The sequence below is a fragment of the Nostoc sp. 'Peltigera membranacea cyanobiont' 232 genome, assembly GCF_002245985.1.
Lineage (GTDB): Bacteria > Cyanobacteriota > Cyanobacteriia > Cyanobacteriales > Nostocaceae > Nostoc.
This window is the reverse complement of record NZ_NOLK01000112.1, coordinates 1-26,275: the sequence shown is the minus strand read 5'-3', so window position 1 is coordinate 26,275 and position 26,275 is coordinate 1. Positions and strand designations below refer to the sequence as shown.

28 protein-coding genes and 1 pseudogene are annotated in these 26,275 nt (G+C 42.0%); 14 read left to right on the top strand and 15 right to left on the bottom strand.

What is annotated here, in order from left to right; genetic code table 11:
* Positions 1-187: 187 nt before the first annotated feature.
* The 3 genes and pseudogenes from CDG79_RS44100 to CDG79_RS28245 all read left to right on the top strand — a co-directional run bounded on the left by CDG79_RS44100 (position 188) and on the right by CDG79_RS28245 (position 1,095).
* Positions 188-565, top strand: coding sequence for a DUF5674 family protein (locus CDG79_RS44100; protein ID WP_223278369.1), 378 nt, complete (start codon positions 188-190; stop codon positions 563-565).
* Positions 480-767 (top strand): annotated as a pseudogene (locus CDG79_RS28250) (AhpC/TSA family protein); the annotation flags it as partial. The gene CDG79_RS44100 and the pseudogene CDG79_RS28250, both read left to right, overlap by 86 nt.
* 73 nt (positions 768-840) lie before the next feature.
* Entirely contained in the window at positions 841-1,095 is a 255-nt protein-coding gene (locus CDG79_RS28245; protein WP_094345085.1) for a hypothetical protein, read from the top strand.
* Here the strand turns inward: CDG79_RS28245 and CDG79_RS28240 are convergent.
* Both CDG79_RS28240 and CDG79_RS28235 read right to left on the bottom strand, forming a co-directional pair.
* Positions 1,047-2,390, bottom strand: coding sequence for a dihydrolipoyl dehydrogenase family protein (locus CDG79_RS28240; protein WP_094345084.1), 1,344 nt, complete (start codon positions 2,388-2,390; stop codon positions 1,047-1,049). The genes CDG79_RS28245 and CDG79_RS28240 overlap by 49 nt on opposite strands.
* 176 nt (positions 2,391-2,566) lie before the next feature.
* Positions 2,567-3,034 carry a GIY-YIG nuclease family protein gene (locus CDG79_RS28235; protein ID WP_223278368.1) on the bottom strand — a complete coding sequence of 156 codons (468 nt, stop codon included), beginning with the start codon at positions 3,032-3,034 and terminating at the stop codon, positions 2,567-2,569.
* A 426-nt stretch (positions 3,035-3,460) separates the two neighbouring features.
* Here CDG79_RS28235 and CDG79_RS42845 point away from each other — a divergent pair, with 426 nt between their 5' ends.
* Positions 3,461-3,979, top strand: coding sequence for a hypothetical protein (locus CDG79_RS42845; RefSeq protein ID WP_223278367.1), 519 nt, complete (start codon positions 3,461-3,463; stop codon positions 3,977-3,979).
* A 282-nt stretch (positions 3,980-4,261) separates the two neighbouring features.
* On the opposite strand, the gene CDG79_RS28225 is transcribed toward CDG79_RS42845, so the two are convergent.
* On the bottom strand, positions 4,262-4,759 hold the full coding sequence (locus CDG79_RS28225) for a class I SAM-dependent methyltransferase (protein ID WP_317616613.1): 498 nt from the start codon (positions 4,757-4,759) through the stop codon (positions 4,262-4,264).
* A gap of 601 nt (positions 4,760-5,360) precedes the next feature.
* Between CDG79_RS28225 and CDG79_RS28220 the strand changes: the two genes are divergently transcribed.
* From CDG79_RS28220 to CDG79_RS28195, 5 genes are all read left to right on the top strand, one after another.
* A complete protein-coding gene (locus tag CDG79_RS28220; RefSeq protein WP_094345082.1) occupies positions 5,361-5,963 on the top strand; it encodes a glutathione binding-like protein in 603 nt (200 codons plus the stop codon).
* Positions 5,964-6,573: 610 nt separating this feature from the next.
* Positions 6,574-6,765, top strand: coding sequence for a hypothetical protein (locus tag CDG79_RS28210; RefSeq protein WP_094345081.1), 192 nt, complete (start codon positions 6,574-6,576; stop codon positions 6,763-6,765).
* Positions 6,766-7,050: 285 nt separating this feature from the next.
* Complete coding sequence (locus CDG79_RS45595) at positions 7,051-7,284, top strand: UBP-type zinc finger domain-containing protein (protein ID WP_223278366.1); 234 nt, start codon at positions 7,051-7,053, stop codon at positions 7,282-7,284.
* A gap of 157 nt (positions 7,285-7,441) precedes the next feature.
* A complete protein-coding gene (locus tag CDG79_RS28200) occupies positions 7,442-7,930 on the top strand; it encodes a TIGR00725 family protein (RefSeq protein ID WP_094345080.1) in 489 nt (162 codons plus the stop codon).
* Positions 7,931-8,093: 163 nt separating this feature from the next.
* On the top strand, positions 8,094-8,546 hold the full coding sequence (locus CDG79_RS28195; protein WP_094333576.1) for a DUF1392 family protein: 453 nt from the start codon (positions 8,094-8,096) through the stop codon (positions 8,544-8,546).
* A 249-nt stretch (positions 8,547-8,795) separates the two neighbouring features.
* Here CDG79_RS28195 and CDG79_RS28185 read toward each other — a convergent pair whose 3' ends face one another.
* The 6 genes from CDG79_RS28185 to CDG79_RS28155 all read right to left on the bottom strand — a co-directional run bounded on the left by CDG79_RS28185 (position 8,796) and on the right by CDG79_RS28155 (position 13,628).
* On the bottom strand, positions 8,796-9,086 hold the full coding sequence (locus tag CDG79_RS28185) for a hypothetical protein (protein ID WP_094345079.1): 291 nt from the start codon (positions 9,084-9,086) through the stop codon (positions 8,796-8,798).
* Between the two features lie 5 nt (positions 9,087-9,091).
* Complete coding sequence (locus CDG79_RS28180) at positions 9,092-10,051, bottom strand: ParM/StbA family protein (protein WP_094345077.1); 960 nt, start codon at positions 10,049-10,051, stop codon at positions 9,092-9,094.
* A gap of 735 nt (positions 10,052-10,786) precedes the next feature.
* Positions 10,787-11,296: a hypothetical protein gene (locus CDG79_RS28170; RefSeq protein ID WP_189525162.1), complete on the bottom strand. Its 510-nt coding sequence runs from the start codon at positions 11,294-11,296 to the stop codon at positions 10,787-10,789.
* 54 nt (positions 11,297-11,350) lie between these two features.
* On the bottom strand, positions 11,351-11,938 hold the full coding sequence (locus CDG79_RS44090) for a hypothetical protein (protein WP_223278365.1): 588 nt from the start codon (positions 11,936-11,938) through the stop codon (positions 11,351-11,353).
* 114 nt (positions 11,939-12,052) lie between these two features.
* Positions 12,053-12,991 carry a ParB/RepB/Spo0J family partition protein gene (locus CDG79_RS28160; protein WP_094345075.1) on the bottom strand — a complete coding sequence of 313 codons (939 nt, stop codon included), beginning with the start codon at positions 12,989-12,991 and terminating at the stop codon, positions 12,053-12,055.
* A complete protein-coding gene (locus CDG79_RS28155; RefSeq protein ID WP_094345073.1) occupies positions 12,984-13,628 on the bottom strand; it encodes an AAA family ATPase in 645 nt (214 codons plus the stop codon). The genes CDG79_RS28160 and CDG79_RS28155 overlap by 8 nt, the downstream gene beginning before the upstream one ends.
* Before the next feature lie 104 nt (positions 13,629-13,732).
* Between CDG79_RS28155 and CDG79_RS42840 the strand changes: the two genes are divergently transcribed.
* Positions 13,733-13,894 carry a hypothetical protein gene (locus CDG79_RS42840; RefSeq protein WP_189525161.1) on the top strand — a complete coding sequence of 54 codons (162 nt, stop codon included), beginning with the start codon at positions 13,733-13,735 and terminating at the stop codon, positions 13,892-13,894.
* A gap of 144 nt (positions 13,895-14,038) precedes the next feature.
* Positions 14,039-16,288, top strand: coding sequence for an SF1B family DNA helicase RecD2 (gene recD2 / locus CDG79_RS28150; protein WP_094345072.1), 2,250 nt, complete (start codon positions 14,039-14,041; stop codon positions 16,286-16,288).
* A 529-nt stretch (positions 16,289-16,817) separates the two neighbouring features.
* On the opposite strand, the gene CDG79_RS28145 is transcribed toward recD2, so the two are convergent.
* From CDG79_RS28145 to CDG79_RS44085, 3 genes are all read right to left on the bottom strand, one after another.
* Positions 16,818-17,198 (bottom strand): helix-turn-helix domain-containing protein, encoded by a 381-nt coding sequence (locus CDG79_RS28145; protein WP_094345071.1) that lies wholly within the window; start codon positions 17,196-17,198, stop codon positions 16,818-16,820.
* Between the two features lie 183 nt (positions 17,199-17,381).
* Positions 17,382-18,416 (bottom strand): helicase C-terminal domain-containing protein, encoded by a 1,035-nt coding sequence (locus CDG79_RS28140; RefSeq protein WP_223278364.1) that lies wholly within the window; start codon positions 18,414-18,416, stop codon positions 17,382-17,384.
* A gap of 11 nt (positions 18,417-18,427) precedes the next feature.
* Positions 18,428-18,928, bottom strand: coding sequence for a DEAD/DEAH box helicase family protein (locus CDG79_RS44085; protein ID WP_223278363.1), 501 nt, complete (start codon positions 18,926-18,928; stop codon positions 18,428-18,430).
* Positions 18,929-19,423: 495 nt separating this feature from the next.
* Between CDG79_RS44085 and CDG79_RS28135 the strand changes: the two genes are divergently transcribed.
* Entirely contained in the window at positions 19,424-19,666 is a 243-nt protein-coding gene (locus CDG79_RS28135) for a hypothetical protein (RefSeq protein ID WP_094345070.1), read from the top strand.
* On the opposite strand, the gene CDG79_RS28130 is transcribed toward CDG79_RS28135, so the two are convergent.
* Together CDG79_RS28130 and CDG79_RS28125 are read right to left on the bottom strand one after the other, a co-directional pair.
* A complete protein-coding gene (locus CDG79_RS28130; protein ID WP_094345068.1) occupies positions 19,654-21,882 on the bottom strand; it encodes a tetratricopeptide repeat protein in 2,229 nt (742 codons plus the stop codon). The two genes, CDG79_RS28135 and CDG79_RS28130, sit on opposite strands and share 13 nt — an antisense overlap.
* Positions 21,879-22,301, bottom strand: a complete 423-nt coding sequence (locus tag CDG79_RS28125; protein WP_094345067.1) for a hypothetical protein — start codon at positions 22,299-22,301, stop codon at positions 21,879-21,881. The genes CDG79_RS28130 and CDG79_RS28125 overlap by 4 nt, the downstream gene beginning before the upstream one ends.
* Positions 22,302-22,693: 392 nt before the next feature.
* Between CDG79_RS28125 and CDG79_RS28120 the strand changes: the two genes are divergently transcribed.
* Positions 22,694-23,140, top strand: a complete 447-nt coding sequence (locus CDG79_RS28120) for a response regulator (protein ID WP_094345066.1) — start codon at positions 22,694-22,696, stop codon at positions 23,138-23,140.
* A 592-nt stretch (positions 23,141-23,732) separates the two neighbouring features.
* On the opposite strand, the gene mobV is transcribed toward CDG79_RS28120, so the two are convergent.
* Complete coding sequence (mobV, locus tag CDG79_RS28115) at positions 23,733-25,544, bottom strand: MobV family relaxase (RefSeq protein ID WP_094345065.1); 1,812 nt, start codon at positions 25,542-25,544, stop codon at positions 23,733-23,735.
* 408 nt (positions 25,545-25,952) lie between these two features.
* Here mobV and CDG79_RS28105 point away from each other — a divergent pair, with 408 nt between their 5' ends.
* Positions 25,953-26,165 (top strand): hypothetical protein, encoded by a 213-nt coding sequence (locus CDG79_RS28105; RefSeq protein WP_094345062.1) that lies wholly within the window; start codon positions 25,953-25,955, stop codon positions 26,163-26,165.
* The last annotated feature ends 110 nt before the right edge of the window (positions 26,166-26,275 follow it).

Here is a 26,275-nt window from a genome sequence, read left to right as displayed (position 1 = left end):
GCGATAGTTGAAGCAGAAGAATATGACAATGTAATTTGTCATATTTGGTTATCACCTGTTGAGTGTGAATTTATTTTTCCAAATGAGGTGGAATTTATTTAATTGTTCAATACAGAGATTTATTTGGCGGTTCCACAAAAATAAAACTTGTAGCTAGTTACGTATTTAGAGTGTTAGGAATGAGATTTTGGTACTCATTATCAAGCAAAGAGCAATATTAGAAGAATTTCATCAAATGCTGCAAATTTTGGAACTATATATCAAAATAGCAGTAGACATAGAAAGAGGTATTTTAGCTGGAGGAGGAGAGAAACACGCTTTTTGCGAAGCAGCATTGCTTGAAGACGGTAGTAGACAACGAGATATCTGGGGTGCTGACTGGACTCCTTTTAATCAATCAATCGCCTATGAATCGATTATTAACATTCGTCCAAGTCAAAATAATCGCTCAATGCTAATTCAAGACCCAGCCATTCAAGGAAGTTGTCATGGGTACACCTTTACCACCAATAAAAGGTTCGTTTTTCAAAGCGGCTGGAGGAAAAAGTTTTCAGCGCCCATTTGAATTAGCAACCCTGCGCCTGTGAAACATGACTGAAGTTTTGAGAAACTGGAATATTTATGTACCAGATTCATCTTATTTGACACAACGAGGAGGCACTTTTCTATTTTATTCCCAAGGTCAGTTAATTTACGAACATCGTGATTACGGGATTCTTGGTTTTGCTGAAAATATGAGCAATCCCTTATCTTTTTTGTATAAGTAATTAATCGGCAAGGGTGGCTGTTGGGCAATTGATAGGAAAATTTAAATGAATCAATAAGTGAGAGAAAACAGTGATGCAAAGTATCAAGCTAAACACTCATGTGGGGTCTGATGGGATTTTACACCTTGATATTCCATTAGGAATAACAGACAAAGAAATAGAAGTAATGGTGATTTATCAACAGCTAGAGCCATCAGCGCCCCCAAAAACACCCGAAGAATTGGGATGGCCAGCCGGATTTTTTGAACAAACGGCTGGGTCATTAGCAGATGACCCAATTCAAAGATATCCCCAAGGTGAATATGACACTAGGGAGTCATTAGAGTGAATATGAACTGATCGCTCTAACAACTGCCAGGTTGCTCCCGCTTCCATCAGCTGCAGAAAAACATGCACTAGTTCAGCAGTTTCGTACCCCACCAGGGTGGCTCCTAAGATTTTGTCGGTGTCGCTGTTGATCACCATGCGGTAAAACCCCAAGTCATGTCCCCACTCGATCGCACGAGCAATTTGGCTCATGGGTAACGTAACAGCACGCGCGTTGATGCCATGCTTGTGAGCCTCTTGTAACGTCATCCCCACTCGCCCAACCTGTGGCTCTGTGTAGATAGCATAGCCAAGGACACGATCGCTCCGTGTCCGGTTTTCTCCACACAAAATTGCTTTTAAGCGGCGATAGTCCTCCCACGACACATGCGTAAAGGCAGGCTGTTTGGCAGCATCTCCGATCGCATAGACTCCAGAACAGGTCGTGTGAAACTGGTCGTTAATTTTGATAAACCCCTTATCATCTAGCTCAATGCCACTCTTGGCTGCATTTAATGCACCTGTATTTGGTTTGCGTCCAATTACAACCAGCAACGCCTCTCCCTGGAGTTCCTCACCACTGCTCAATGTCAGCTTAAACACATCATTTTCATGTGCCACCTGATTTACATTCACCCCGAAGTGAAGCTCAATCCCATCCTGCTGTAATGCTTCTGCTAAAACCTCGCTGACATCAGCCTCTTCCCGATCGAGGACGCGATCGCCCCGCACAATTAAGTGGGTTTGACTGCCCAAACGCGCCAGTCCTTGCCCCAGTTCCAATCCAATATAGCCAGCCCCAATTACCAGTAACCGGGGTGGTAATACTTTTAAGTCAAAAAAGTTGCGGTTGGTCAGGTAAGGAGTCCCTGCAAGACCCGGAATATCAGGAATCAGCGATGACGTGCCAGTATTAACGATAACTATTGGAGCCTCAACGGTGACATCACCCCCTCTAACGGTACGTTCACCAACAAAGGAAGCTTCAGCGCAAACGATTTTGATGCCTGCATCATCCAATCGCTTCTGAATACCCTGGTTAAAGCTGTTACGGATTAAGCGTACTCGCTCCATGACGGCAGGAAAATCAACCTCAACTTCCGTGTGGATGCCTAATTTCTTTGCCTGACGGGCACGCCCTGCTGCATGAGCTGCTGCCAAGAATGCTTTGGAAGGAGTGCAACCATAATTGATGCAACTGCCGCCCAAAGCATCCCGCTCAAACAAGACCACCTTGCGACCCTCTTTGACAAAATCAGCTGCTAGTGGAATGCCTCCTTGACCGCTCCCAATCACAATGATGTCTGCTGTTTCCATCAGCGCTGGACTCCAAGTTGATAGTTTGCTTTTATAACATTCTCACACTCCAGGTTAAAGATTTTCACGCATGATTGTATGTTTGATTTTTTTGGGATAATTTATTTTTTGGAAGTCCCAAAAGGGAAAAGTAAGTAGACTTTGCTTGTAATCGAACCCTACCCAAATGGTTGCCCTCACGTTACCCACATTTCCTTATTAAAAGGCGACTTCCACTTTTGAATTAGTGCTTGCTCTAGCTGCTGCCTGGGTTTTCTCTGGACTGGGGCATCCCACCAGAAAGCGATGCTCACTTCCCGTTGCAGTCCATAATGATGATGCAATGAATGGTAACTATCTAAATATTGCTTGCATCCATGCTCACCTTTCCACCGTTTACCAGATCGTCTTGTTTCACCAACATACAACAGCAAGGGCATGGCATTATCGATCACAAAATAAATAGCGGCGCTACCCGCATCTGTTGGCATCCTGTAAAACGCCATTGATTGCAAGGGCAGAGTAAAAGGATCTATCGCGTCTGGGTCGCAGTGTTTTGGTGCAATGTCAAACAATGTCACCTGCTCAGGTGGTTTGTTCTCTCTCAGCTTCTGCTGATAATCCAAAATCTGAGATTTCCACTTCAGCAGGGCATCAGCACTCATCAGCAGCGCCTCTGCTCTATGTGCTGGTGTGGGTTTTACGTCTGGAAATAGGTTTAGCTGATTGGGTTCCAGGGAGCGTGCCGACTAGCTGATTATCTCCCAGAACTGAAATCCAAGATGTGAGTTAACGGATTTAGGCGATCGCATTCTTTGAAACTGGAACCGGAACAATAAACTTATTTTTGCGCCCAAATCTGCGTGACGCGAGGAATGCAAAATATTGTTGTTTCGTCAGCAGCCATTGCGCCAGAACTCGCCGGAGAATAAATAAACTATTGCGCCGTGTTATTTCCTAAGACTTTAGGCTAGAATCCCCATTCCTAAAGGCTAGGGGTGTTGACAGGGGATTTATGATTTTTGGCTCATGTCCCCGCAAGGATTCAGGTTTTATAATTAAAGTTAAAGGGCTTAGAGCATTAAGCATAAATGAGGTTAAAGGCTGTGAAGAAAATAGTTGTTGCTGCAATATTCAGCTTAATCGCTGGCTCAACATCTTTACTTTTTCCCCAAGCCGCTAAAGCTGATAGGGTTGTTTACTGCCATCCTGTTACTGAGAATAGGGCGATCAAAGAATCGGCATCTGACCACCCCCATGCTTATGCAGATGGTTTTCGAGAAGGAGAACAAAGCGCTCGGAATAGAGAAGCTTATAAACCTCGGACTGTGGGAGGTGAATTTGCTCGTGGTTTTCAGGATGGTTATTTGAATCTACCTTATGCTGGGCAAGAGAATGTTGTACCTAAAACAATTGTGCAACATACTACTACTGTTTGTAATGAAGATGGTTATTACACCGTAGCGCCTCCGACTACTTACATCTACAACCCTTATCCCATCTATGTGTCGCCCTATCCTACTTATGGCATCAATTTCGGATTTGGAAGAGGGTTCCACTTTGGATTTGGCGGAGGGTTCCACGGATGGGGCCACCATCGAAGATGGTAGGGGTGGTGAATTTCATTGGAGAAAGTTTCTGGGCGGGAGGATACAAAGTATCCTCCCTCGGAAGGGACGAGGGAAAAATTCGAGAGTATATCTAAAATCAGGAACCTGTCAAAGAATTATGCCTTTGATATTCAATCCGCACTTGCTTAACGTCAATCTCAGATTCTAAAAACTCAAGTTTTTCTACTTGCTGTAATCCCAAACTTTCAAACTGTGCTAATTCTGAGTCTGATAATGGCCAAGGTGGGCCATCCGGTTCCGCTTCTGTATCTCGAACACGAGTTAATCAGCAAGCATTGTGCCACCGGGAGCAACAAGGGAAGCAACTGAGGAGATAACCCAAGAACGCACATTCAACGGCAAAGCTTGAATATTACGACATTCAAAAACTTTGTCAAAAGCTTGATGCCATTGTGGGGGAATTGCTAACAAATCTGCAACTATATAGCTGACAGTCGAATCTGGAAATCGCTGTTGACACCAAGCGACTGCTGTCGGTGAAATATCAAAGGCAGTTACCTCAAACCCCAGATTTGCTAAAGCTTCGGCATCGTCTCCCAAGCCACAGCCAATAACTAACGCCTTTTGCTGTGAGGTGAATGGTTCATGATTCGTCAACCAATCTTGTAGATAAGGGTGAGAAGTTAACTTTGCCCAAGGAATTTTTGCTGTATCACCTTTAGCTTCGGCATATAAAACTTCAAACCATGTCGATGGTTCTGATTTTTGTAAAGCAACGCTTTCTAACTGTTTAACATAAAATCGTATGTTATGGTTCAAAACTTTTGTTTTAGTAGATATCTGAGTAAAAATCAAATATTTCATTGTCTAAGCGATCGCTCTGTTGTTGGGCGATCGCCTACTCAAATCTTAGCTGAATAATAATGATAATCAAGCCGATAAATTGATACAAACGTCGCTCTTATCAGTCTTTTTATTCCCTACACGATAATCATTATTCGTAAAAAACTCGAATATAAAAAGTGAACTATAAACTGGATACTCATTTATGAAGCATATCATGAGTTCAAATCTCATTTTTTAGTTCAAATCACATTTTTCTTGCATAGGAAATCAGTGGTATGCGATGTCTAATTTTAGGGCTGTGCCTACGCCATTTTTCTAGCTTGAAACTGGAACTTAGGGGCGTAGTTTACCGCCAACTCTTGGAGACGCTCCGCGCGTTCGGTATCGCTTCCCTCGGATCACTCCTGCACCGCTAATCATATTTAAGAGCTAGTGTCCAGACGGATAAGCGAAGAAAAAAAGCGATCGCCCACCTGTTCAGTATTGCTGTTATCTCTCTATAGGCTAATAGCCTAATTTCTCAATCAAAGCTACACTACCATCGGAAAATGTCAAGATTTTAGGATAGCAGCAGATGATTGATCTCTATACTTTCACCACGCCCAATGGACGCAAAGCTTCTGTCATGCTGGAAGAAGTCGAATTGCCCTACGGTGTCCACAAAATTGACATTACTACTCAACAGCAATTTACACCTGAATATATCGCCATCAATCCCAATAGTAAAATTCCTGCCATTGTTGACCAAGAAACTGGGATTAAAGTTTTTGAATCGGGTGCAATTCTAATTTACCTCGCTGAAAAAACAGGTAAACTCTTACCCATTGAACAAAAAAGCCGTTTTCAAGTACTAGAGTGGCTGATGTTCCAAATGGCAGGAGTCGGGCCAATGTTTGGGCAACTTAACCACTTTAAACGCTTTTCACCCGAAAAACTTCCCTATGCCATCGAGCGTTATGAAAAGGAAACTTTACGTATTTATAGTGTTTTAGATAAACAACTGCAAGACAATGAATTTATCTGTGGTGACTATTCTATTGCTGATGTTGCAACTTATCCGTGGGTAGCAATTTATGAATTTCAGGGTTTAACACTCGACAACTACCCAAATCTCAAACGCTGGGTGGACATGGTGCAGCAACGTCCGGCTGTGCAACGCGGAATGCAAGTTCCTTAAATACAAGACCAGGGATAAGTCAATAAGGGTAATAAGCAAACATTGGTAATTAAATTTTCTTATTCTTCTTGTACTGATTGAGTAAGTATTGTGGATTGCTGATATACATTTCTGTATAACCGCACTGACCACAAATATATGCTGTTAAGGAAGAACAACAGCCAGCAACAGTGGAATTAGATGTAGCGAGTTAGGATTTTTGTGCTGGCGACTATTAACCAGTCAACTTAATCACGTCTTGGCTGACTAAATGTTCAAGCTGAGAATGATGCTGTGTTTGCTCCCGTAGCAACTTGAGTTGCTCGTAAGTGAGAATGTGTAATCCGGGACGGACAATATAACCTTGAATAGTAATGCTTTGTGGCTGCTAGCTATCGGTGCGGTTGTAGGAAATTGAAGGCATATTTACAATTATGTAAGTTAGAACTGATTAGTAGAAGAAAGTTTAATTCTTCATTCTCTTACAGCTTCACACAATTTCCTCTTAAAAGGTGATTATAGAATTTGCAGAGTAAAATTACATAAGATAATAAACAAGGCTACCATTGTTGCAGCATTTCTACTGCTAATCTCTGGAATGCCAGGTTAAAAGTTATTCAAGAGGTTAGTTATGACAAAAGAATATATGGAGTCTTTAGAGGCAATTGTTGATCAATTAACATTAGCCGCAGTTCTAGAAATGTTAGAACGGATCAGTCATAAAAAAGCAGAAAATCTCAGAAATCATTGGAAAGATGAGTCTTCTGCAAAGCTTTGGGATAAAGCTGCTAGACAGATAGAACAGATAAATATTGATATTTAATAAAAATTTTGGTTTGATTGCAAAGCTTTGCAGAAGCCTTACAGCCCTTCTCTAGAATTGAGGCGCTGTTCGCATTCGGGCATCCTCCGGCAGGCGTTGGCGCAGCCATCGCTGTATTAAATAGAAGTTTCTCTGCACTAATCTATACTTTGATTAACGTGTAATTCAAATCCTTATGAGCTGCGAACATTTAGACAATCTGACTACGGAAACTCTGATTTCTAAAGCAAACTACCCAGTATTTCGTTGTGAAGAGTGTATCCTAATACAGCACTTCCGGCAGCTATGAGGTACATCCTAAAAGCTGAAAGCGATGATAGGAGAGGGTTAAGAAGAAAACTATATTGCATAATAGCCGGAAGCGCTGTAAACAGTAGCTGGGTGCATCTCCGTATTTGTCAAAGTTGTGGCAAGATGTTGTGCTGTGATTCTTCTGTTCATCAACATGCCCGACGGCATTACGAGGAAACTGCACATTCAGTAATTAGCTCGGCTGAGTTAGGAGAACAGTGGTTATAGTGTTTTTTGGATGAGCAGGCAAAAAACTATTAAACTGAGGCAAACGCGCTTCACTGCCTTAAGAGTGCGATTGCTATCTTCCTAACGCCTCAGCCAATTGCCCTTTTAGGGAGAAAGCTTTGACTTGTCGCCCAAAACCAGTATCATCTGAAATTTTATGCGAAGAATTATTATTGGGGTTATGGGGAGAGGAGAAAATGCGACAGCAAATGATTTACAAAATGCTTATATACTAGGTCAATTTATTGCCAAACAAGGATGGGTTTTACTCACTGGTGGTAGAAATGTAGGGGTAATGGATGCAGTAAGTAAAGGTGCAAAATCTGCTGATGGTTTAACTATTGGTATTCTTCCAGGTGAAAATCAGGATGGTATGTCCTCTTGGGTGGATATTGCTATTTTCACAGACATGGGTAATTCTAGAAACAATATTAACGTTCTTACCAGTGATGTAGTAATTGCTTGCGGGATGGGTGCAGGAACCGCTTCAGAAATTGCTCTAGCTTTGAAAGCAAATAAGCAAGTAATTTTGTTGAATAATGATGAAGAAAGTCAACTTTTCTTTAAAAAACTGTCGCCAGAAAATGTTTATATTGTGGAGAGTGTGGAGCAGGCGATCGCTACTGCCAAAACAATTTTATCTTAGTTACGAATTAGTGAATCAGTAAAGTCTTCTCAAATTGGGAGGCTCTCGAATTGATTGGGTTTGAATCCCCATCTGTTGCGTTAGCTTTCCGAAATTTAAATTATATTCCGGATCAGACTGCTCCAAGAGAGTGTATGTATAAAAAAGAGAACTAAATTCCCAGATGATTCACCAAATTACCGCTTTAGAATCCTGTTGGCATATTTCTCCTGAGTGGGGTCAGACCATGCCTCCATTAGCAGTAAGAATGTTAGAAAAAGTTTTGTTGCCAATCTCAGACTTGTCAGGCTACTGCTGTGGTGTTTTGTGGGAAAAACAGGAATGGATTTATGCAATTGTTTGCCAGAATGAAACTCTCTACTTAGCTGAACAAGAATTTCATAGAACAAATCTACTAGAAAAGTCTACTGTTTCTACCCCAGCTTTTAAATTGGGGGACATAATTGAGGTTGATTTCGGTGAACAGCCGACACGCCGTGTTATTCAAGGAATTTTTAGCCTCAAAGATAATTGGCTTTATGGGGTAGAGTGGCGCTCTCCAATTTTAGAAGAACTGTCTGCTCAAAGCAGAACAATATGGCTTGCTGATGTTGATTTAGTCAATATGGGTGTCTGACTATTATCAGTTATTACTAGAGAGCGACACCAAGTTAACTGCTTTGATTGAGAAATGAGATGCTTACAATTTGAGAGACGTGAACGCAAGTTTAAATATTCTGAGTGAGGGCTTGAGAAATTTAACAGCCGCCGTGGGTATCCCGGAGGCTCTAAACGCCTGTGAAGAACTTGTAAGACCTCTGGATCTTTTCAGGCAGAGATCGTTGAAGCAGGAATCGCGTGACTTCTAGTCATACGAGGTTCAAGGTTACAAATCAAAATCAAGGCTGAATGTTTCTCCATCAGAATCTTCTTCTTCCTCCTCTGCAAATGGAGTTGCAGTCCTTGAAGAGAGTTTGTTATCTTCAGTATTCATTGGCGTGAAAGTCGCTTGTTGTGTCGGGAATGCACCCTTTCTGAAAGCAAAATAGCAATCAATAATAAAATAAAGCGTCTCCAGGTAACTTTTACCTAATTGCTGTGATTCGGCAAATATCCGCTCACGGTAGCTATCTTTGATCCGAACTTTTTCTGGGGTTAAGTCAAGTTTGTCTGCCATTGCGATCACTTAAGAGATGTAGTAGTTGGGTTCTTACTGCTGATGGTTTTTGCCATCTCTAAAAGCCCAGAGACATTGGCTTCTACCGGATTGTCCAGGATTTTGAAGCCGTTTTTCTCCAACAGCTTCTTAAATCCTGGTAAGAGACAGCCTCCACCAATCGCCCAGATTTCATCCCCCTGGTGCTTGGCATCAAGTGTCAGATTCACCACTTTCTTCAAGTATTTTTCATACCAATCTTTTAAAGAAGCACTGTATATATCTTTGATATCGATGTCACGGCTGTATCGGGTATGCCCCATCTCTAGACAAAATCGGATTTTGGATGGATCTCCGATTTTTCCGCCATTTAGATGTTTCATTTTTTGGGAGATATCATCGATGAGAACTTCTACACCGATGGGGTAAGCAGTGTGAACTTCTCGCTGACCCCGGTTGTAACGAGAATACAGGGTTGTTCCATTGCCAAAGTCTAAAATGGTTAATTTTTTGGGTAGTGGATGCCCAAACAATGCACCCATACCCTCTAGTACAACTTTCAGTACTTCTACTTTCACGTCTGATTGTTTGCCAGCAAGTATTGGCTGATATTCTCCATTGAGTACTTTTTGTAGTTCTGATGCCAGAGCAACATCATGTAAACTGACGACTAATTTTAAGTGCCAAGCTTTACGGTGTGGTAGATGTGCCAATGCACCCAATAAAGTCAATAATGCGTTGTTGACTTTGTTTTCATTATTGTCTGTGTTGCGGTCAAAATAATTTCCTGTACGGTAAGCTGACTCTCCAACGGTGTAAGCAGTACCGTTAAAAACTACACGTCCTGGAACATCTTCCATCTCGGCATTGGTTATATAGCTCGGCACACGAACTACTTCAAATCCTTCGACTAAAAGTTTGAGACTTCCGTAACCGTTATCAAAACCCGCAGGAAAAATTTTTTGTAAGGTGTGAATGTTTGACATAAATACAAAGGTAATACACTTTATTTTTGAAAGTTATCTGTTCAAGTGATCTGCAAGGGCAAGAGAAAGAAGAATAAAATAACTTCCCCTTTTTTTCCTAATCTCAAGAGCTTATCATAACCCCTTGGGGGCTAAATGGGGTACAAAATCTCAGCCAGTCAAATGTACCCCATATAGCACCTATATATATCCTAGGTAGGGGTCAAAATTTCACCAAAGTCTTGAACTATTGTTGGGGTATATATAGCCCCCATATAGCCCCCGTTAGGATTTTTTGAAATCTTTTTATCATGCAGCAGAAATTAAATTAGATCATCGTTGACTCTTTGATTTATTCTTTTTATTACCAATTTACTTTCCCGCAAGATGTAGCTCTACCCTGATCCACTTGGAATTTACTTACAATAAATTGGTCACTTTTCAAGAGATTGCAAGACTTGAGATTGTCGGGAGGACTTGTAAGTTCAACACTAGCAGTTGAAAAGCAATTCAGTCTTTCACTCTAACTTCTTGCTGACTACGTAACGAGTGGGTTATTACTTGCTGACAGGTTCAGCTTTCTCAACTGAATTATCATTCACACCCAAAGTTAATTCCAAAGGGGTTCTTTGGGGGTAAGCTTTTACTACTTGCCGATAAACATCATAATTAGTAGGTAGTGTCTTCTGTAAATTACCCACTCCAGAAGTCAGAAGTCGGAAGTTAGAAGTCGGAAGTAATACCCCATAGCTAAAGTTAGGAGATTGATCTTGGACGCTTTTTGTCTCGAAGAGTGCGTTTAAGAGCAAAATTCTTTATTGGCTTTTTCGCATTTGAGTTCGGGGGCATCAGACCATTTTTTACTTCCGACTTCCGACTTCCAACCTCCGACTTAAATTTGGTCAGTTTGTACTGAACATCTTTCATCAATTCAGGTTTGCCTGCCTCTTCTTGAGATTTTTTACGTTGTTCAACTTCATCAACACTTGGCCGCGGAGGTAAAGTAGGCCACCATAGCCCACGGTCGTCTGGCCCAACAACTGCTCCTGGTGGTTTTACTCCATTCCGATTCACCACTGAAGTATTAGCAAAGGTTTCAATGCGTGGCTGTGGTTGATTAGTTAGGTTATTAGCATACAAAACAAGCCAGGTGTAACTGGTGAGCGCTGTAGCTTCATACTGTTCAGCAGTAGTAGTGCTGCAACTAGTTAGTGTCAGTGCCGTTAGTGCAGTTATTATTGAGGGTAAAAATCTCAGCTTTTGCATTATCAATCGTTAATATCTCTTACCAATCACTCTTCAAAAGGTTATGTGCCATCATCACTGCCAAGGTGAAGGTACCGCCGTAATCGAAAGCACTTCCCTTGCTTGCAGCCTAATCGCTGTTTGCTCACAGTTAGGGCATTTTACCTTTGTGAAAATAACTGAAGGTCGTCCTTTGTACTCGCCCATTACGGGTTCCCCGGTGTACTCGCTGATTATCCCCTGCTTGCAGTGGTAGCACTCGAATATCACACGCCCTATCTCCAAGTTGCAATCCAGGAATTGCATGTGCTGACAGGGTTCTGGCGGTAATTCTTCTTCTTCGCTCTTTGTCAATTGACCCTGTTGCTTAGGCTGTTGCGGTAATTTGGATTTTCTCTTGTCAGCAGAGGTACGTTTGGCTTTACTTTTCTCTAAATACTGCGGTTTTTCAGCAGCGTTCGGCTTTGAGCTTAAAGGAGGTATCACCTCTGCTTGGGCTGGCTGCTCAACTGACGGCAGATCATCACTGGAAGTGATGTCAGGCTGAGAGGTTGCCTGCTGTTTCTCTACTGGTTTATAAGCAACAAGGTCAAGCTTTGGGCTTTGGTCGTTGTGTTTTGACTGTTGTTTAGGTGACTTGGGCGATCGCTCGGTAGACTTCATCAGAACTTTCTTTCCTGAACTTTAGCAAATGAGTGTATTTTAACTAGCAGTTCACCTTTTAAACATTTTTACTAAGTCACAGATGAGTTTATGCACTAAAGCGTATAGTTGCCACTATTCATCAGCTTTTCCTACCAACTCTTCTAGTTGAGAGAGTAGTTTATCTAACTTCGCTCGTTTGTTGGGATCATTCCAAACAGATGTTTTTTTAAGTTGTTTTCCGATTTTAGAATACCTCTGAACATAGATTTTACTGGGTGGATTGTCTTGTTCAATGACATTGAGTTCCTGGATTTTTTGCTTAATTTCTCTGAAACTCAAGTTTTGGGATATTGCTAGGTTGAGTAAGGTTTTTCGCTGTTCTTTATTTTTAACTTGTGCGATCGCTCTAGCCTTTGTAAACTCTATTTTACCTTCACGGAGTGCTGTCAAAATATCAATAGGCAGATTTAGCAATGGTAAACGACTCGTACGAAAGGATTCTGACGAAAATTTTCCTAACCCAGATAAGACTGATTCGATAACTTGAAGTTGGAGGAAAACGTTTTCCTCCAATTGTTGATGACGGTTTTTTGCGTGATTAGCACGATTCAGTATAGAACTAACCTCTTCGGAGCTGATCTTGAGTTTGAGTGAAATCAGCTCAAGAATTGCCTCCGTTTCTTCAACTGGGTTAAGATCCTCACGTTGGAGGTTTTCTATAAGAGCAATTTGGAGAGCTTGCCCTTCATCTAAGTCTCTAAAAACGACAGGAAGCTCACTCAATCCAATTTCCTGGGCTGCTCGATATCGCCTTTCTCCAGCAACTAACTCATAGGTTCCATTTTTTAATGGACGAACTAGTAACGGTTCTAGAATCCCATGATCTTTAATTGATTGGACTAATTGAGATTGCTTGTCTGGAGCAAAGTAACGACGGGGTTGCTTGGCAGGAAGTTGAATTTGTTGAATAGATAATGTTTGAGAAGATTCGACACTTTTTGGATCAGTGATGAATTTTTGGGCAATGGAGGCAGAGAGTCCTTGAGTTAGTGATTGTCTTGGTTTATTCATTCAAAACCTCCAAGGATTTTTTGAATAATTGTTCAATTTCACGTCTAGCGATTCCGGCTGTTGATCCAGGTAAATCAAAGATAGTAGAATTTTGTCCATAGCAGTCGGCGATGATCTGTCGTTGATGAAGTACATTTTCTAAAACGGTGACATTTGGCATTAATTGAAGTACTTCTACTGCTTCATCTTTCAATTTAGTTCCTTTAACTGCACGATTAACAAACATTACGGCTTTAGGTTCTCCTCGCCGAATCCTTTGCGCTTGTTGAATCAAATGTACAGTATCAGAAGCACTTTCAAGGTCAATACCAGCAGGTTGGCATGGAATAATTGCTAAATCAGCAGTTAAAACTAATGCTCTGGTTGTTTCAGAGAGAGCGGCAGGCCCATCAGCAATAATCCATGTATATGATTCATTTAGCTTAGGTAACTCATCCAATAGTGCATCAGGCGCTTGAATAATCTGACAAGGAATAACTTGTTCTAATCGTTTTAGCCACTTAGAAGATGAGCATTGAGCATCAGCATCTACAAGTAGCACTGATTTACCTTGTTTTTGTAGCCATCGTGCAAGATGAACAGAAACTGTTGATTTACCTGCTCCTCCTTTTTGATTGATAATTGCGATGATCGGCATAAGTAGGATCTAAATTACACAGTATAGTTTATGGTAGATTTTTAGCTTATACAGGCTTTCAGGCAAAACAAGCAAGCATCAAACAGCAAGAGATATAAGTATCAGTGTTCACAAGGAGAACTTCTGAAATTCTCCTTACCCTTGCACAAGCGCAGGCTTTGAGAGGTGTGGTGAGAAATCCAGGTACTCTGGTTCAGCGATCGCGTACCCGCAATGAATCGGTGATGATTGCACTTTTGAGTGCTGATGCTGTAATTTCGGTATAAAGGACACTAGTTTATATAAATGCTTTGTCACAGCAGACAATTGCATATTATATTTTAGTGTGTATGTACTATATTAATGGCTGATTAATACTAATATTGAAGATTTTGCCGTAACGATAGCACGAAACATTTTCGCCCAAAGCAATGTCCACTTCCCAAACTCCTACCCAGCAACAAGTTAACGCTACTCCCCAGCATGAAATAATCACTGGAGTAATAGAACGTTTAACCTTCCACTCAGAGGAATCGGGGTATACAGTGGCGCGTTTGGTACGTCCCAGATTTAGAGATTTAACCACAATCGTCGGTAGTTTTGCCAACATTCAGCCAGGGCAGACACTTCAATTAACAGGCTTTTGGCGTGACCATCCCCAGTTTGGGCCACAATTCCAAGTTACCAATTATAAAGAAACCAAACCAGCAACACTCACCGGAATTGAGAAATACTTGGGCAGTGGACTAATTAAAGGAGTTGGGCCAGTCACAGCCAAGCGTATCGTTGCTCACTTCGGTTTGGAAACACTCGACATCATCGAAAACCAAATTGAGCGACTGATTGAAGTCCAGGGTATTGCCAAAAAGCGAATCACTCTAATCAAAAACGCTTGGTCAACTCAGAAAGCCATTAAAGAAGTGATGGTATTTTTGCAAAGCCACGGCGTTTCAACAACTTATGCTGTAAAGATATACAAGCAATACCAGGACAAAGCTGTTGATACAGTTACCCATAATCCATATCAGTTAGCGACCGATATCTACGGAATAGGTTTTCTTACAGCTGACAAGATTGCGCGCAACCTGGGAGTTGCACCTGATAGCGAATTTAGATACTGCGCTGGCATCATCCATGTACTAACCGAAGCCGCAGAAGATGGACATTGTTACCTGCCACAGCCAAAACTCATTGAGAAAGTCATCAAACTGCTGACAACTGAGGAATATCAGCCGACAGAAGATGCGATAACCAATATGATCACAGATATGGGTGCCAGAGAGGAGTTGGTTAGGGAAAGGATTCGAGATGATTATGGCGAGAAACTATTACTGTGCTACAAACCAACGTTTTTCCATACTGAGCAGAACTTAGCGCAATTAATCTCTCGAAGATTACGCCAACCCCTTGCACAGGATATGCCTCGTGTTCGTGGTTGGATTGAACGTTTTACGGCTAGTCACAAAATACAACTATCGCAACAGCAGCAGCAAGCTGTGGAGATAGCGGCTTATTCTCCATTGATGATTATCACTGGCGGCCCTGGCGTGGGGAAAACTTTCACTACCCATACAATAGTCAGCTTGTGGAAAGCAATGGGTAAATCGATTGCTCTAGCTGCCCCAACGGGAAGGGCAGCACAAAGACTATCCGAAATGACCCGACTTGAAGCAAAGACAATACATCGCCTACTGGAGTTTGACCCTAAGAAAATGGGGTTTAAATGCGGTAGCGATAACCCTTTGCCGCACACCGCAATTATTGTTGATGAAGCTTCAATGCTTGACCTATTCCTGGCACACTCTTTGGTGAAAGCAGTAGCACAAGGAGCGCAACTATTATTAGTAGGTGATATCGACCAGCTTCCCTCAGTTGGGCCAGGAAAAGTATTAGCTGATCTAATAAATTCGCTTCAAGTACCAGTGGTTCGGCTAACGCAAGTATTTAGGCAAGCCCAACAGAGCGCAATCATCAGCGCTGCACACCAAATTAACCAGGGAGAATATCCGGCGCTTGAGCCAATCTCTGATAATCCGGTGTCTGATTGTATTTGGCATGGTGGAGGAAATCAGCCAGAACACGGGGTACAGGCAATCTGTGAACTGATCACCGACTTGATTCCTCGACTGGGCTTTAATCCGGCAACAGATGTGCAAGTACTTTGTCCCATGTCGCGGGGACTAGTAGGAACTCGCAATTTGAACGCTGTGTTGCAACAGCTGATCAATCCGCCTAGCCTTGACTTGGTAGAGATTAATAGAGGTGGCATAATTCTACGTGAAGGCGATCGCATTATTCAATTAACCAATGACTATAACCGTGAAGTGTTTAACGGTGATTTAGGGAATATTTTGAGTATTGACACCGTAGAGCAAGAAGTTACAGTTGATTATGGTGGTCGGGCTGTTGTTTACGATTATGCTGACCTGAATGAAATTACTCTGGCGTTTGCTGTCTCAGTGCATAAAAGCCAAGGCTCAGAGTATCCTGTGGTGATATTTCCATTGTATATGCAGCATTATATGATGCTATCGCGTAACCTATTTTATACAGGGCTTACACGTGCAAGGAAGTTGGCGATCATCATCGGTGACAAAAAAGCAATATCTTTGGCTGTGCGGACTACAGATGACCAGCAGAGATATACACGGTTGTGGCAGAGGTTGTTGCAGCCGATTTGATCAACATGAACGCAGAATATCAGCTTGGTTAAACAAACAAAAAACTAAAATACTCTTGTACAACGAGGGGTTTTTTGCATTAACCCCCGAAAAGGGGGATTCTAGAATTTGTTGTTGAATGGTACTTCACTCTTTTGATTAGTACGCGAACGGTGAAAGCTAGTCAGGGTGAAGAGTATCACTATTTCTTAGACGATCTAAGAATGGTATTTTGAGACATGTAAAAAGACATAATTCAGACTTGTCTCAAATTGTACACTTTCTGAGACGGGGTTTAGCCAAGAATCTTATCTGGCAAGAGTTATAGGGTGATAGCGTCAAAACTCACTTTTCATAATCCCCCTTTTCGAGGGTTTATCCCAAAAACCCCGAGTTGGCTTTGGAGCATAGGCCCGTTCCCTGCGATTTGGCGCGGGCACATTTGCGAATAAAGGACAGATTAACCCCCGATTCATCTAAGAAAATCAGATTTTCCACGGGTATCCCCCTCAAGAGTTTCCAGTACTCAAATCGGGCCAATTGGACTTCATCAGTGCCTTTTTTCGTTGGGTGGAGACTTTTTTTTGAGGTTTAGGTTGAGTTGAAAGCGAACCATCCGATTCACTGTGGCCACCCCAATTAACACCTCTGTTTTCTCATAAAGTCGTTTCCGCAATTCGCTTAACGTCGCATCGGGCTGTGCTGTGACCAGTTGGCGCAGGATTTCTAGCTGTTCGGCATTCAATTTTGTTGGCGTCTGCTCAGTCCGCACCTTGGGGCTGATCGTGCCCAATTCACGATCGCGTTTGAGTAAATTTTGGACAAAACTTAAGGTGACGCCAAAGTTTTTCGCCAGTTTTCGTTGGGAAATGTCGCCGCAGGCATAAGCATCAACAACTTTCTGACGCAAGTCGAGAGAGTAGGCTTTCATAGCGACCAGTTATCAGTAGAATTGTTCTCTCCTAAGTGTACTGAACTGGACTGATAACCGCTATACCCAATCTTGCTTTCTATGTAAACAATATATAGCGGTTATCGATTGGATGAGAACACCAAAGTCCTTGCTGTCAAATCATTTCAGCAAAGTTTTTGTATCTCACTGAACTGCACACCGCTATATAATTACTTCCCGTATCTGAGACAAATCTCCTCCCTTAATCTGATCAGAAATCTCCTCCGACAGATTTATTTGCGCTTTAGTTCCTGGAGAAAGTTTATCTATTGCGCCTCCAGTATATAATTGGCTAGTAAGATTACGTCCCATTAAAAATACAGCACAGTAATCGTCGCTGGATCTAACACCGCGCCCCATTCCTTGCTCTATCTTTTGAATTATTTGAGCACCTTTTCTTGAACTTCCCGCTAAAATAACTTGTTCAACTTTATCGATCAGCCGTTTAACAACTGGCAATCCATCAATTACGAGAAATCTACAAGCATCCTTTGGTAAATCTATTCCATCGTAGCGATTTACTAATATTGTCAAACCAACTTTTTCCCTTTTTAAGCGACTTACTCCTTCATTCAAATTATTTTTATTCAAAATTAGATTGGCTTTATCTTCCCAGTATTTAGCTCGTTCCTGTGACGGAACGATAACAACAACATTCACATCTTGTGAAATAGATTTACAAAAATTCTTGATTTCATCGTCAGTTAGTTCAGTATTGATTACTTGTGGAAGGAGAATCATCCTATCACCAATATCACCTGCTGTATCGGGTATAACAGCCTTATTAATAGACTCTTCTGTAATACCGAAATGGCTGGACAAAATACTGTCATCCACCAAAGTTGCTGTCATAAATATCTTTCTACGAGCATTGGTAATACTCGGAATCATCTGAATTGGTATGCAGTGTGGTGAAATTTCTATAGTGTCTGAACTAACAACGCACCTTGATAGAGGTAGTGATTCCTTAATCAATGGCCATACAAATTTTAACCATTCAGTATTTTTATTTGTAATTAAAATTTTTGATATTTCTGGTATCTTACTTTGCCAACTCCAAAAAGGTACCTGCATATAAACATCGCGTTCACGATTATCAATTTCAGCTTCCTTTGTAAGAGATTGTTCACGAAGTGATTCTTGAAAGCATTTGTAAATTTCTTTATATGCAGGATTTAGGCTATCAATTTTTAACAAAAATTGGTCTTCTACGTGTCGATACACGCGTGTGCATCATCGATAATGATGCTACCAATATTGATTTTTATACCTTCGTCACCAACACCAAAAACTGACTTTCCATTAACTAGTTTGAATATATTAACAACTAAAATAGCTCTGCTGGACAGGAATCTAGGGGAATTAGTATCCTCTGTAACTTCTATTCCAAGGTTTGTTGCTTCACTAACAACTTGTTTTACTAAATAGTTGTCAGGAACTACAAAAACTGCGGGGCCTTTACCTTCATTTAAGCAACTCTTTAAAATAAGCAATCCAACTACAGTTTTGCCACTGCCAGTATTCATTTTAACAACTAAATCTTTTTCATCCCTTCTTGAGAACCAATGATCCCAAACCTGTGTTTGAACATCTCTTGGATATTCAAACTTGCCTTCTTTTTTAGCTGGAAGAGCTGTAAATATTTCTCTAGGATGAAGAGCCGTATTACTTGTGTTTCCGCTATTAATTTTACCAAAGTCAATACGCATGATATCTCCTGTACTATTTAGGGACTTCCAAGGGCTGTTGGATGAGCATTTATCCAGCTTACTGCTTGATGTAATAAATGATATATCAACTGAAATAAGAATTAATTGAAAATCTAATGAAAATCAGTCATTCATGTAAATTTTTCTAGTAATTTGATAGTGATTATCTATAGCATTTATGGTTGTTATTCAGTAATTACCGAAATATCGTGTTGAGACGATACTCTTAATAGCGTTTCAACACGTAAAAAAAGCCCAAACTAATTTGACTCAAAGCTGTTTTCTTCAAGTAAAGGAGCGATCGCCCCATCACCCCCCTACAGTTGCTCCATCTTAATCCCCGCAACTTCCATCATCACCGTAGTAATTGGCACAAGTCGCCCCACAGTGGTGTCAGCTTCTCAAAATTGTTGAAGAGTGCGCGATGGAGGTCAGTAATGATTCTCAGGTTTGCTTCGACTGCTATGATTATTTTTACTTGACAGTGAAATCAACGTGAAATTAAAGTTGACTCTGAGAATTATAGGCTATACACTGCTTGCGGTTTTAACGCCTACTGTACTAACTGCTCAAACTGTTCCCTATGGAACGGCACGTAGACCTCATACTTGCCCATCGCGGGTAGAACCAAAAACAGGAGCGCCTAGTGTCGAACAGGCAAAGATGTATTTTCTCTGCGACGAGGAATGGAAGTTTGGCACTGCCGGGGAAGGTTATTTAACCAGTTATTTGGCGTAATTATCGCCCAAGGATTTCAATTTTTTACGAATATTGGTTGTGCTGGGATGATCTACTCCTAAGCTAATTTCAGCAATTTCCAATGCTTTTTTACAAAGTGGTTCGGCTTCGGTGTAGCGACCTTGGCTTGAGTACAGTATTGCCAAGCTGTTGTAACTGTTGGCAATATCCGGATGCTCTTCTCCTAACAGCCTCTGCCTTAGTTCCAATGCTTTTTTATAAAGTGGTTCGGCTTCAGTGTAGCGACCTTGGGAATAGTAGAGTGCTGCCAAGTTGTTGTAGCTAGTGGCAACATCTGGATGCTCTTCTCTCAGTAATCGTTGCCATAATTCCAATGCTTTTTTACAAAGTGATTCGGCTTCAGTGTAGCGACCTTGGGAATAGTAGAGTGCTGCCAAATTGTTGTAACTGCCGGCAACAGAATAATGCTCTTCTCCCACCAGCCGTTGCGTTAGTTCCAATGCTTTTTGGAACAGTGGTTCGGCTTCGGTGTAGCGACCTTGGGAATAGTAGAGTGCTGCCAAATTGTTGTAACCGATGGCGGTACAAGGAGACTCTATTATCCGCAGCCGCAGCCTTAGCTCCAATGCTTTTTGGAACAGTGCTTCGGCTTCGGTGTAGCGACCTTGGTTTGAGTAAAGTCCTGCCAAGTCGTCATAACTAGCGGCGACATCCGGATGCTCTTTCCCCAATAGCTGTTGCCTTAGTTCCAATGCTTTTTTATAAAATGGTTTGGCTTTGGTGTAGTGACCTTGGTTTGAGTACAGTCTTGCTAAATGGTTGTAACTGGTGGCGACATCCAGATGCTCTTCTCCAAAACGGGATATTAATACTGATACACATTGTTCACACCAAGGTTGAGCAAGCGCATATAATCCCTGTCCAGAATAAAATCTATTTAAGCCATGAAAAACCTCACTTAAACCTTCATCACTGACTGCATCAATTAGATTTTGTGCCACCTCTGCTAAATGTGGGATAACATCTTTGACTGATTTAATCAACTCCGCAGTTGGTAAAGAGGAGATTTTTTTAGCGCAAGTAACAATAGTCTCTGCAAAAGCCTGCTTGAATTCAAAAGCTTGCTCAATAGCATCTAGTTTAACTTTCAAAAACTCTCTAATTAAGGGATGAATTCTAATTTTAGACTCACCTTCTGTATCTTCTACCCATTGAATCAAATGGAGTTCATATAGTTGGGAGTTCGCAGTCTCAACATCAACACTCGCCCAATTGAGCAATCCAGTTGCAGACTCTACCGATTCCCACGCAAAAATATTTGGTGCAAATAAGCTTAATAATGCCGCAACACGCTGCGTCGTAAGAGTTAGTTCCCGCCAGCTTAATTCAAATGCTGCTAAAACACCTCGCTGTGCAGTGCTTAGGGTTTGCTGTTGCTCTAATTTGAAGGCATCATTTGAGAGCCGTTGTTCTTTGAGTTGTTGCAACATCCGGGCTAAAGACCAGTTGGGAGGTTTTTTCGCCAAATACCGCCCCACCAACTCCAACCCCAAAGGTAGATATCCCAGCCATAAACATAATTCTTTTGCTACTTCTAGTTCCTTTTGTACTCGCAACGTACCCACGAGTTTTGTCAAAAATTCCAAAGCTTCATCTGGTGACAGTACATCTAAGGAAATTTCCTCAATATTGGAGTCTAGATTCCGCGATCGCGTTGTCATCAACACCCGAAAACGGTTAGCCCTTGGTAGAACATCTCGACAACCCTCTAAAGATGTCACATCATCTAGTACAATTAGCACCCGTCCCTTTGCTGGCTGCCAATGCTGCCAGCACCAAGCTACCTGTTCAGTTAGACTCAGCGCCCTTCCACGAAAATCCTGCTGCGGTACTTCCAGTTTCATGTAAATTTGGGCAAACTGCACAATTTCAGCAGCTAAATTTGAATCTCTCGCATTTAACCAGCAAATACCACCAGGGTAATCAGTTTCATGTTGACGTGTATATCTGAGTGCTAATTCGGTTTTGCCAACTCCACCCATACCAGACACAGCAGAAATTGCTACAAAATCTTGTTTTTGTAATTTTTCATTCACTTGGCTGAGTTCATACTCTCTGCCAACAAAGTTAGCAGAGCCGGAGTATAGAAGATTGTTTGGGGAATTTTGTTTAGGCGATTCAAAGATGAAGGTATTGTCCTTAATAGTCGGCTCTCCGCCTTTAATATTTATCCCTTGCCAATTTTCGCTAGTCATTTGCTGCCAAAGTTAAGGGTGTTATTCTTGATAATTGGCTTTCCGCCTTTAATATTTATCCCTTGCCAATTTTCAATCACAGTTGTTAACCGCTTTTCTACTTCGGGATTCTCAGTTACAGCAAGATTTATATCATTTCCTAAAGCTTCTACTGCTGCTTTAATTTCTGGGTCTGTGGCTGCTGCCTTTTTCACTTCTTCTACCAAAACAGCTTCACCAATATCCTCTCGTTCGCCTGGCGGTAAGGCGGCGTTTTCCTTTGCTACTGTTAAGGCTTTGGCTGTATCAGGCGATTTCTGCTTCAGGAGTTGCATCAACCTTTCTGAAGCTATATCGAAGGTTTTGTCTGTTGACCAGTCAATGATTTTACCCACTACCAAAGTTGTGAAAGCGATCGCACCAGCAGTTAATGGCTCCATCTACTACCTCGTAAGAGCAGCATTCTATTCAGCCATTAATAAATGATTTTTGTTTTAAATTCTGCAATTAATGGAACAAATCCTAATTACCTTATTTTTAAGGCTCTTAATTCATTTAACATTACACCTTTGGGCTAATACGTGTAATAAGAACCTCAAAGTCTTCTCTATTCATCCATGCAAGGGCATGAACGCTGTTACCAGATACGTGCTGGAGTTAGCCACGACTAACTAAGGCATCTGTGACGAGCAGCTTTTGGTAAAACAGCTAGGCGAATCCATCCTAACGGGGTTATTTTTCTAGCTAAATTTGTTTAATTAGACTGAAGGCTTATTCCGCTCTCTAGGTTGCAATAGAAGAGGTAAGCTATATCAGCAAACAATAAGACGGTATGAGGACGAATCAAACAAGCAATCGAGAAAGTAAGTTAAATTCACGACAGCACCTTGTTGGAATCAGGATCTTGCTGGTAGAGGATGAGCCAGATATTGCAGACCTGCTCATCTTCGTTCTGGAAACAGCAGGTGCAGAGGTGATGGCTTTCATCAACGCAGAGGCAGCCTTCGGCATCCTCGAATCGTTTCATCCCAATATTCTGGTATCCAATGTCAGGTTGCCTGATCATAATGGAAATTGGTTGATTGAGCAAATTCGGGGACATTCCAGCCCATACTTCCGGCAGTTGCCAGCAATCGCTATTACTTCTTATACACGGGAATTTTCCGAAAGTAAGGCAATAGATGCAGGCTTTGATCGATTTCTAGTTAAGCTTGAGAATCTAGAGTCAATAGAGAGTGTGATAGTTGAATTACTATCCACCCGTTCTTATATGGGCTAAAGTTATGGGCTAAAGTCAACAACAATCTGAGTAGACATAGCTCACCCCTAGCTCATTATCAATTTCATTTTTTTCGTGACTGATTTTATTGTCATTCTTTTTGACTGCCACAAATTGGTAAACGCTAGAGAGTTCATCTGAAAAAACTTCGTATACGAACTAAAAATTTACTCCAATGGCTCAATTTTGGCAAATTTCTGGAAAATCAAAAATTGGCTCCCATTCTCGCTGATTTATGGCACACCAATGACAAATGAATGGAAGGAGTGAAACCTCAATTCTCAACTAATTATCACTATTGAAAATGAGGGTTAAAACTGGCATACCTTCGGCACACCAACGGCAGGGCTATGGCATACCAAAGTCCAATCACCTAAATTCCGCATTTTTAAATATCACAGTGACATTATGCTTTTAGGGGAGAATAATATTGAATTCTGACGCACAGTACGCCATCTTTGGCGGAAAGTTTTTTTTGAAAAAAAGTGAGGATCAAAGTGAATTCAAAATCACTTTCATCAAAAAGAAGTACCAAACAGCTACATTAATACTACAAAACTAACTGTACAGTTCACTACTAGAACGCTGACTATTAAAGACTCAATTCATCATCCTGCTGGCGTTGCTGTTGCTGCTGTTGCCTTAACTGCTGCCCATAATCGAGTAGCTGCTGATTCCAATCGTCAGCTTTGCACTTGAGTCGCTTGGACTGTGGCAGTAGTTCCTTAACAACTCGTGCAGCTGCATTACCCTCATCGTCCGAGTCAAAAGCCACTTGTACATTAGGAATATTCTGCAATTGCTCTACTGGTAAGCTTTTGGGATTATCTACCGCCATGTACTTAGTTCTATTGGGTGGCACGTCGCCTCTGACGTGATATTCCAGCATGACAAAAGATATGGCATCGATGGGCGATTTCAAAAGCACCACTTTCTCTACAGGATCTGTTGACTGGCCGCCTAAGTGAAAGTAAAACCAGCCCTCACGCCGCTTAGTCCCAAACTCGTAACCCTTAAACGTGTTGTTTTCTCCCCGTGTCCCCCGCAGGAACGCTCCTATTGCCTGGGGATATAAGCCAAGATTTCGCATGACGAACACAGCGTTTTGCTGGTCATCAGCGTAAACTAACCCCCTTTTATGCAGAAGTTCCACAAAATTTGATGGTATTCCCCGTTTTTGGATGAGGTAGTTGGAGACTGCTTGCCACTTGGCTTTATCCTCAACTGGTAGCTGAAACGGGGTTCGTGGTTCTAACTGTATAATCTCAGCAGCCACTATTTTAGCTTTAGCGATCGCTGTTCGTTCTGCCCCAGCTGACCCAAAACGCTCATGTAACCAGACGACCGCTTGCCGCAGATTGCACTGGTTGACGTGCATCACCAAGTCAATCGCCCCACCTGAGCCTTTCTGTTGATCGGGGGCAAAGTCGTAGAATTTGGGCCCATCTATATTAATGATGTGTCCGTGACCCTTCCATCTGCTCTGATGAGTGCGATCGCAATTTAGCCCCAACTCCCAAGCCACATCCTCTAAGGGCAAGTCGCGCAGTTGTTGAGTCTGAGATGACAACAATTGCACCTGTTTTTCTAATTGCTGTCGCTCCTTCTCGCTGTCCCTCGCCCGTTGCTCTGCCCGTTCTAATCGTTCTATCAGGAATTTGCGGTCAGCCAGTTGATGGTTAATCGCTTGGAAGTGTTCATCAGACTGAATCCTGGCAACATAACTACTAGCTGATTCAAAAGGCGTTGGCGCTAATTGGTTATTTGTAATGACTGCGGTGAGTGGTTCACTGTTAACCGCTTGGTAATATTCTTTGACTTTGGTGTGAGTTGCTTTGCTGCCCTTGACCCCTCGTTCAATGCCCAAAGGAGCAAGTGCAGCAGCATAACTGTCTTGGAGTTTGGATAACTTAATCCTTCCCTGTCCACCTCTGCCGCCAAACATCGCGTCATGACTGACTCTGCCAGTTTTCTCGTTCAATGGCACGATGTAGGCGTGAATGTGTGGGGTACTTTCATCTAGGTGAAGCTCTGCCCTGACGCACTTTGACCCATAGTTTTCGGTCAGCCAGTCACGAGATGCGATCGCCCATTGCTGCATTCTCTCATCAGACCACTGCCCAGAAAGAGATGGATTACCAGGGCGGAAATATTCAGGCGATGCCGAGAGAAACATTTCGGTGCATAACACCGCATCATGCCGAGGGCGATGCTTGAGCGTGGCAATCTTTTCTTTAACTATCTCTTCGAGTGCGCGTGAGTCTTCTCCCCCAATCAACCGGACATTCTCTCTAGTTGGATCTGCGTTGGGTGTTTCTCTGTTTCTGGTAACATGGTCATCACTTCCCGCAACGTTGCCGAATGTTTTTAGTTTTTCAATTCTCAGAATTGTTAGTGGCGACATCAAAGATTTATGCTACAAATGCAGTACTTTGTAGTACGAAAAAACCCCTCCAAGCGAACGGCGGTTTCATGTCACGAGCGCAGCGAGAGATGGCGCAGCCACCCGCAGGGCATGAAACCATAGTGAGTATGGTATCACTTATACAAAACCCTGAAATCCACTTTTGGGGGAGAAATCGCGCTTACTGCCTGGTGCGAAAATACGCCCAAAAGCACCTTTAGGGTACATAACGACAGTCGTTTGACAGTCATCGGGTTTTCGGGCAATGACTGTCAAACGACTGTCATTTGGTACAGTAGAGGGGTACTAGGGGTAGTTTACGGCGCATTTTGACAGTCATTTAAATTTGGTATCAATCAACACGATGGCTTACTCATAATCCCCTCTAATTCGGTAGGAATACAGGACATGGAGCAACCTAATTTAGAAGTGCTTTCGATTAAGCGCAGTCACGACAGTAGCGATGGCCAGTTGCTGCAATTTTTACGAGAGCGAGAGCGTAAAATGTCGGGCAGAGGTTTGACTAAAATTGTTTTGAGTACTTTAAGAATGTGTTGGGGGCCTTTTGTCATGAAGCGTCAGGGTGCTGACAGCGACACTCTCAACTGGAGTTTAGACTAAGCCATGCAAAAAGACCCAGCAGGGCTGAGTTAATCAGAGACTTAGCAAAAGTATGAATAATCTTAGGTATTAAACAGCAACTGATGGTTCTTTGCGTGGTGGTGTTACTG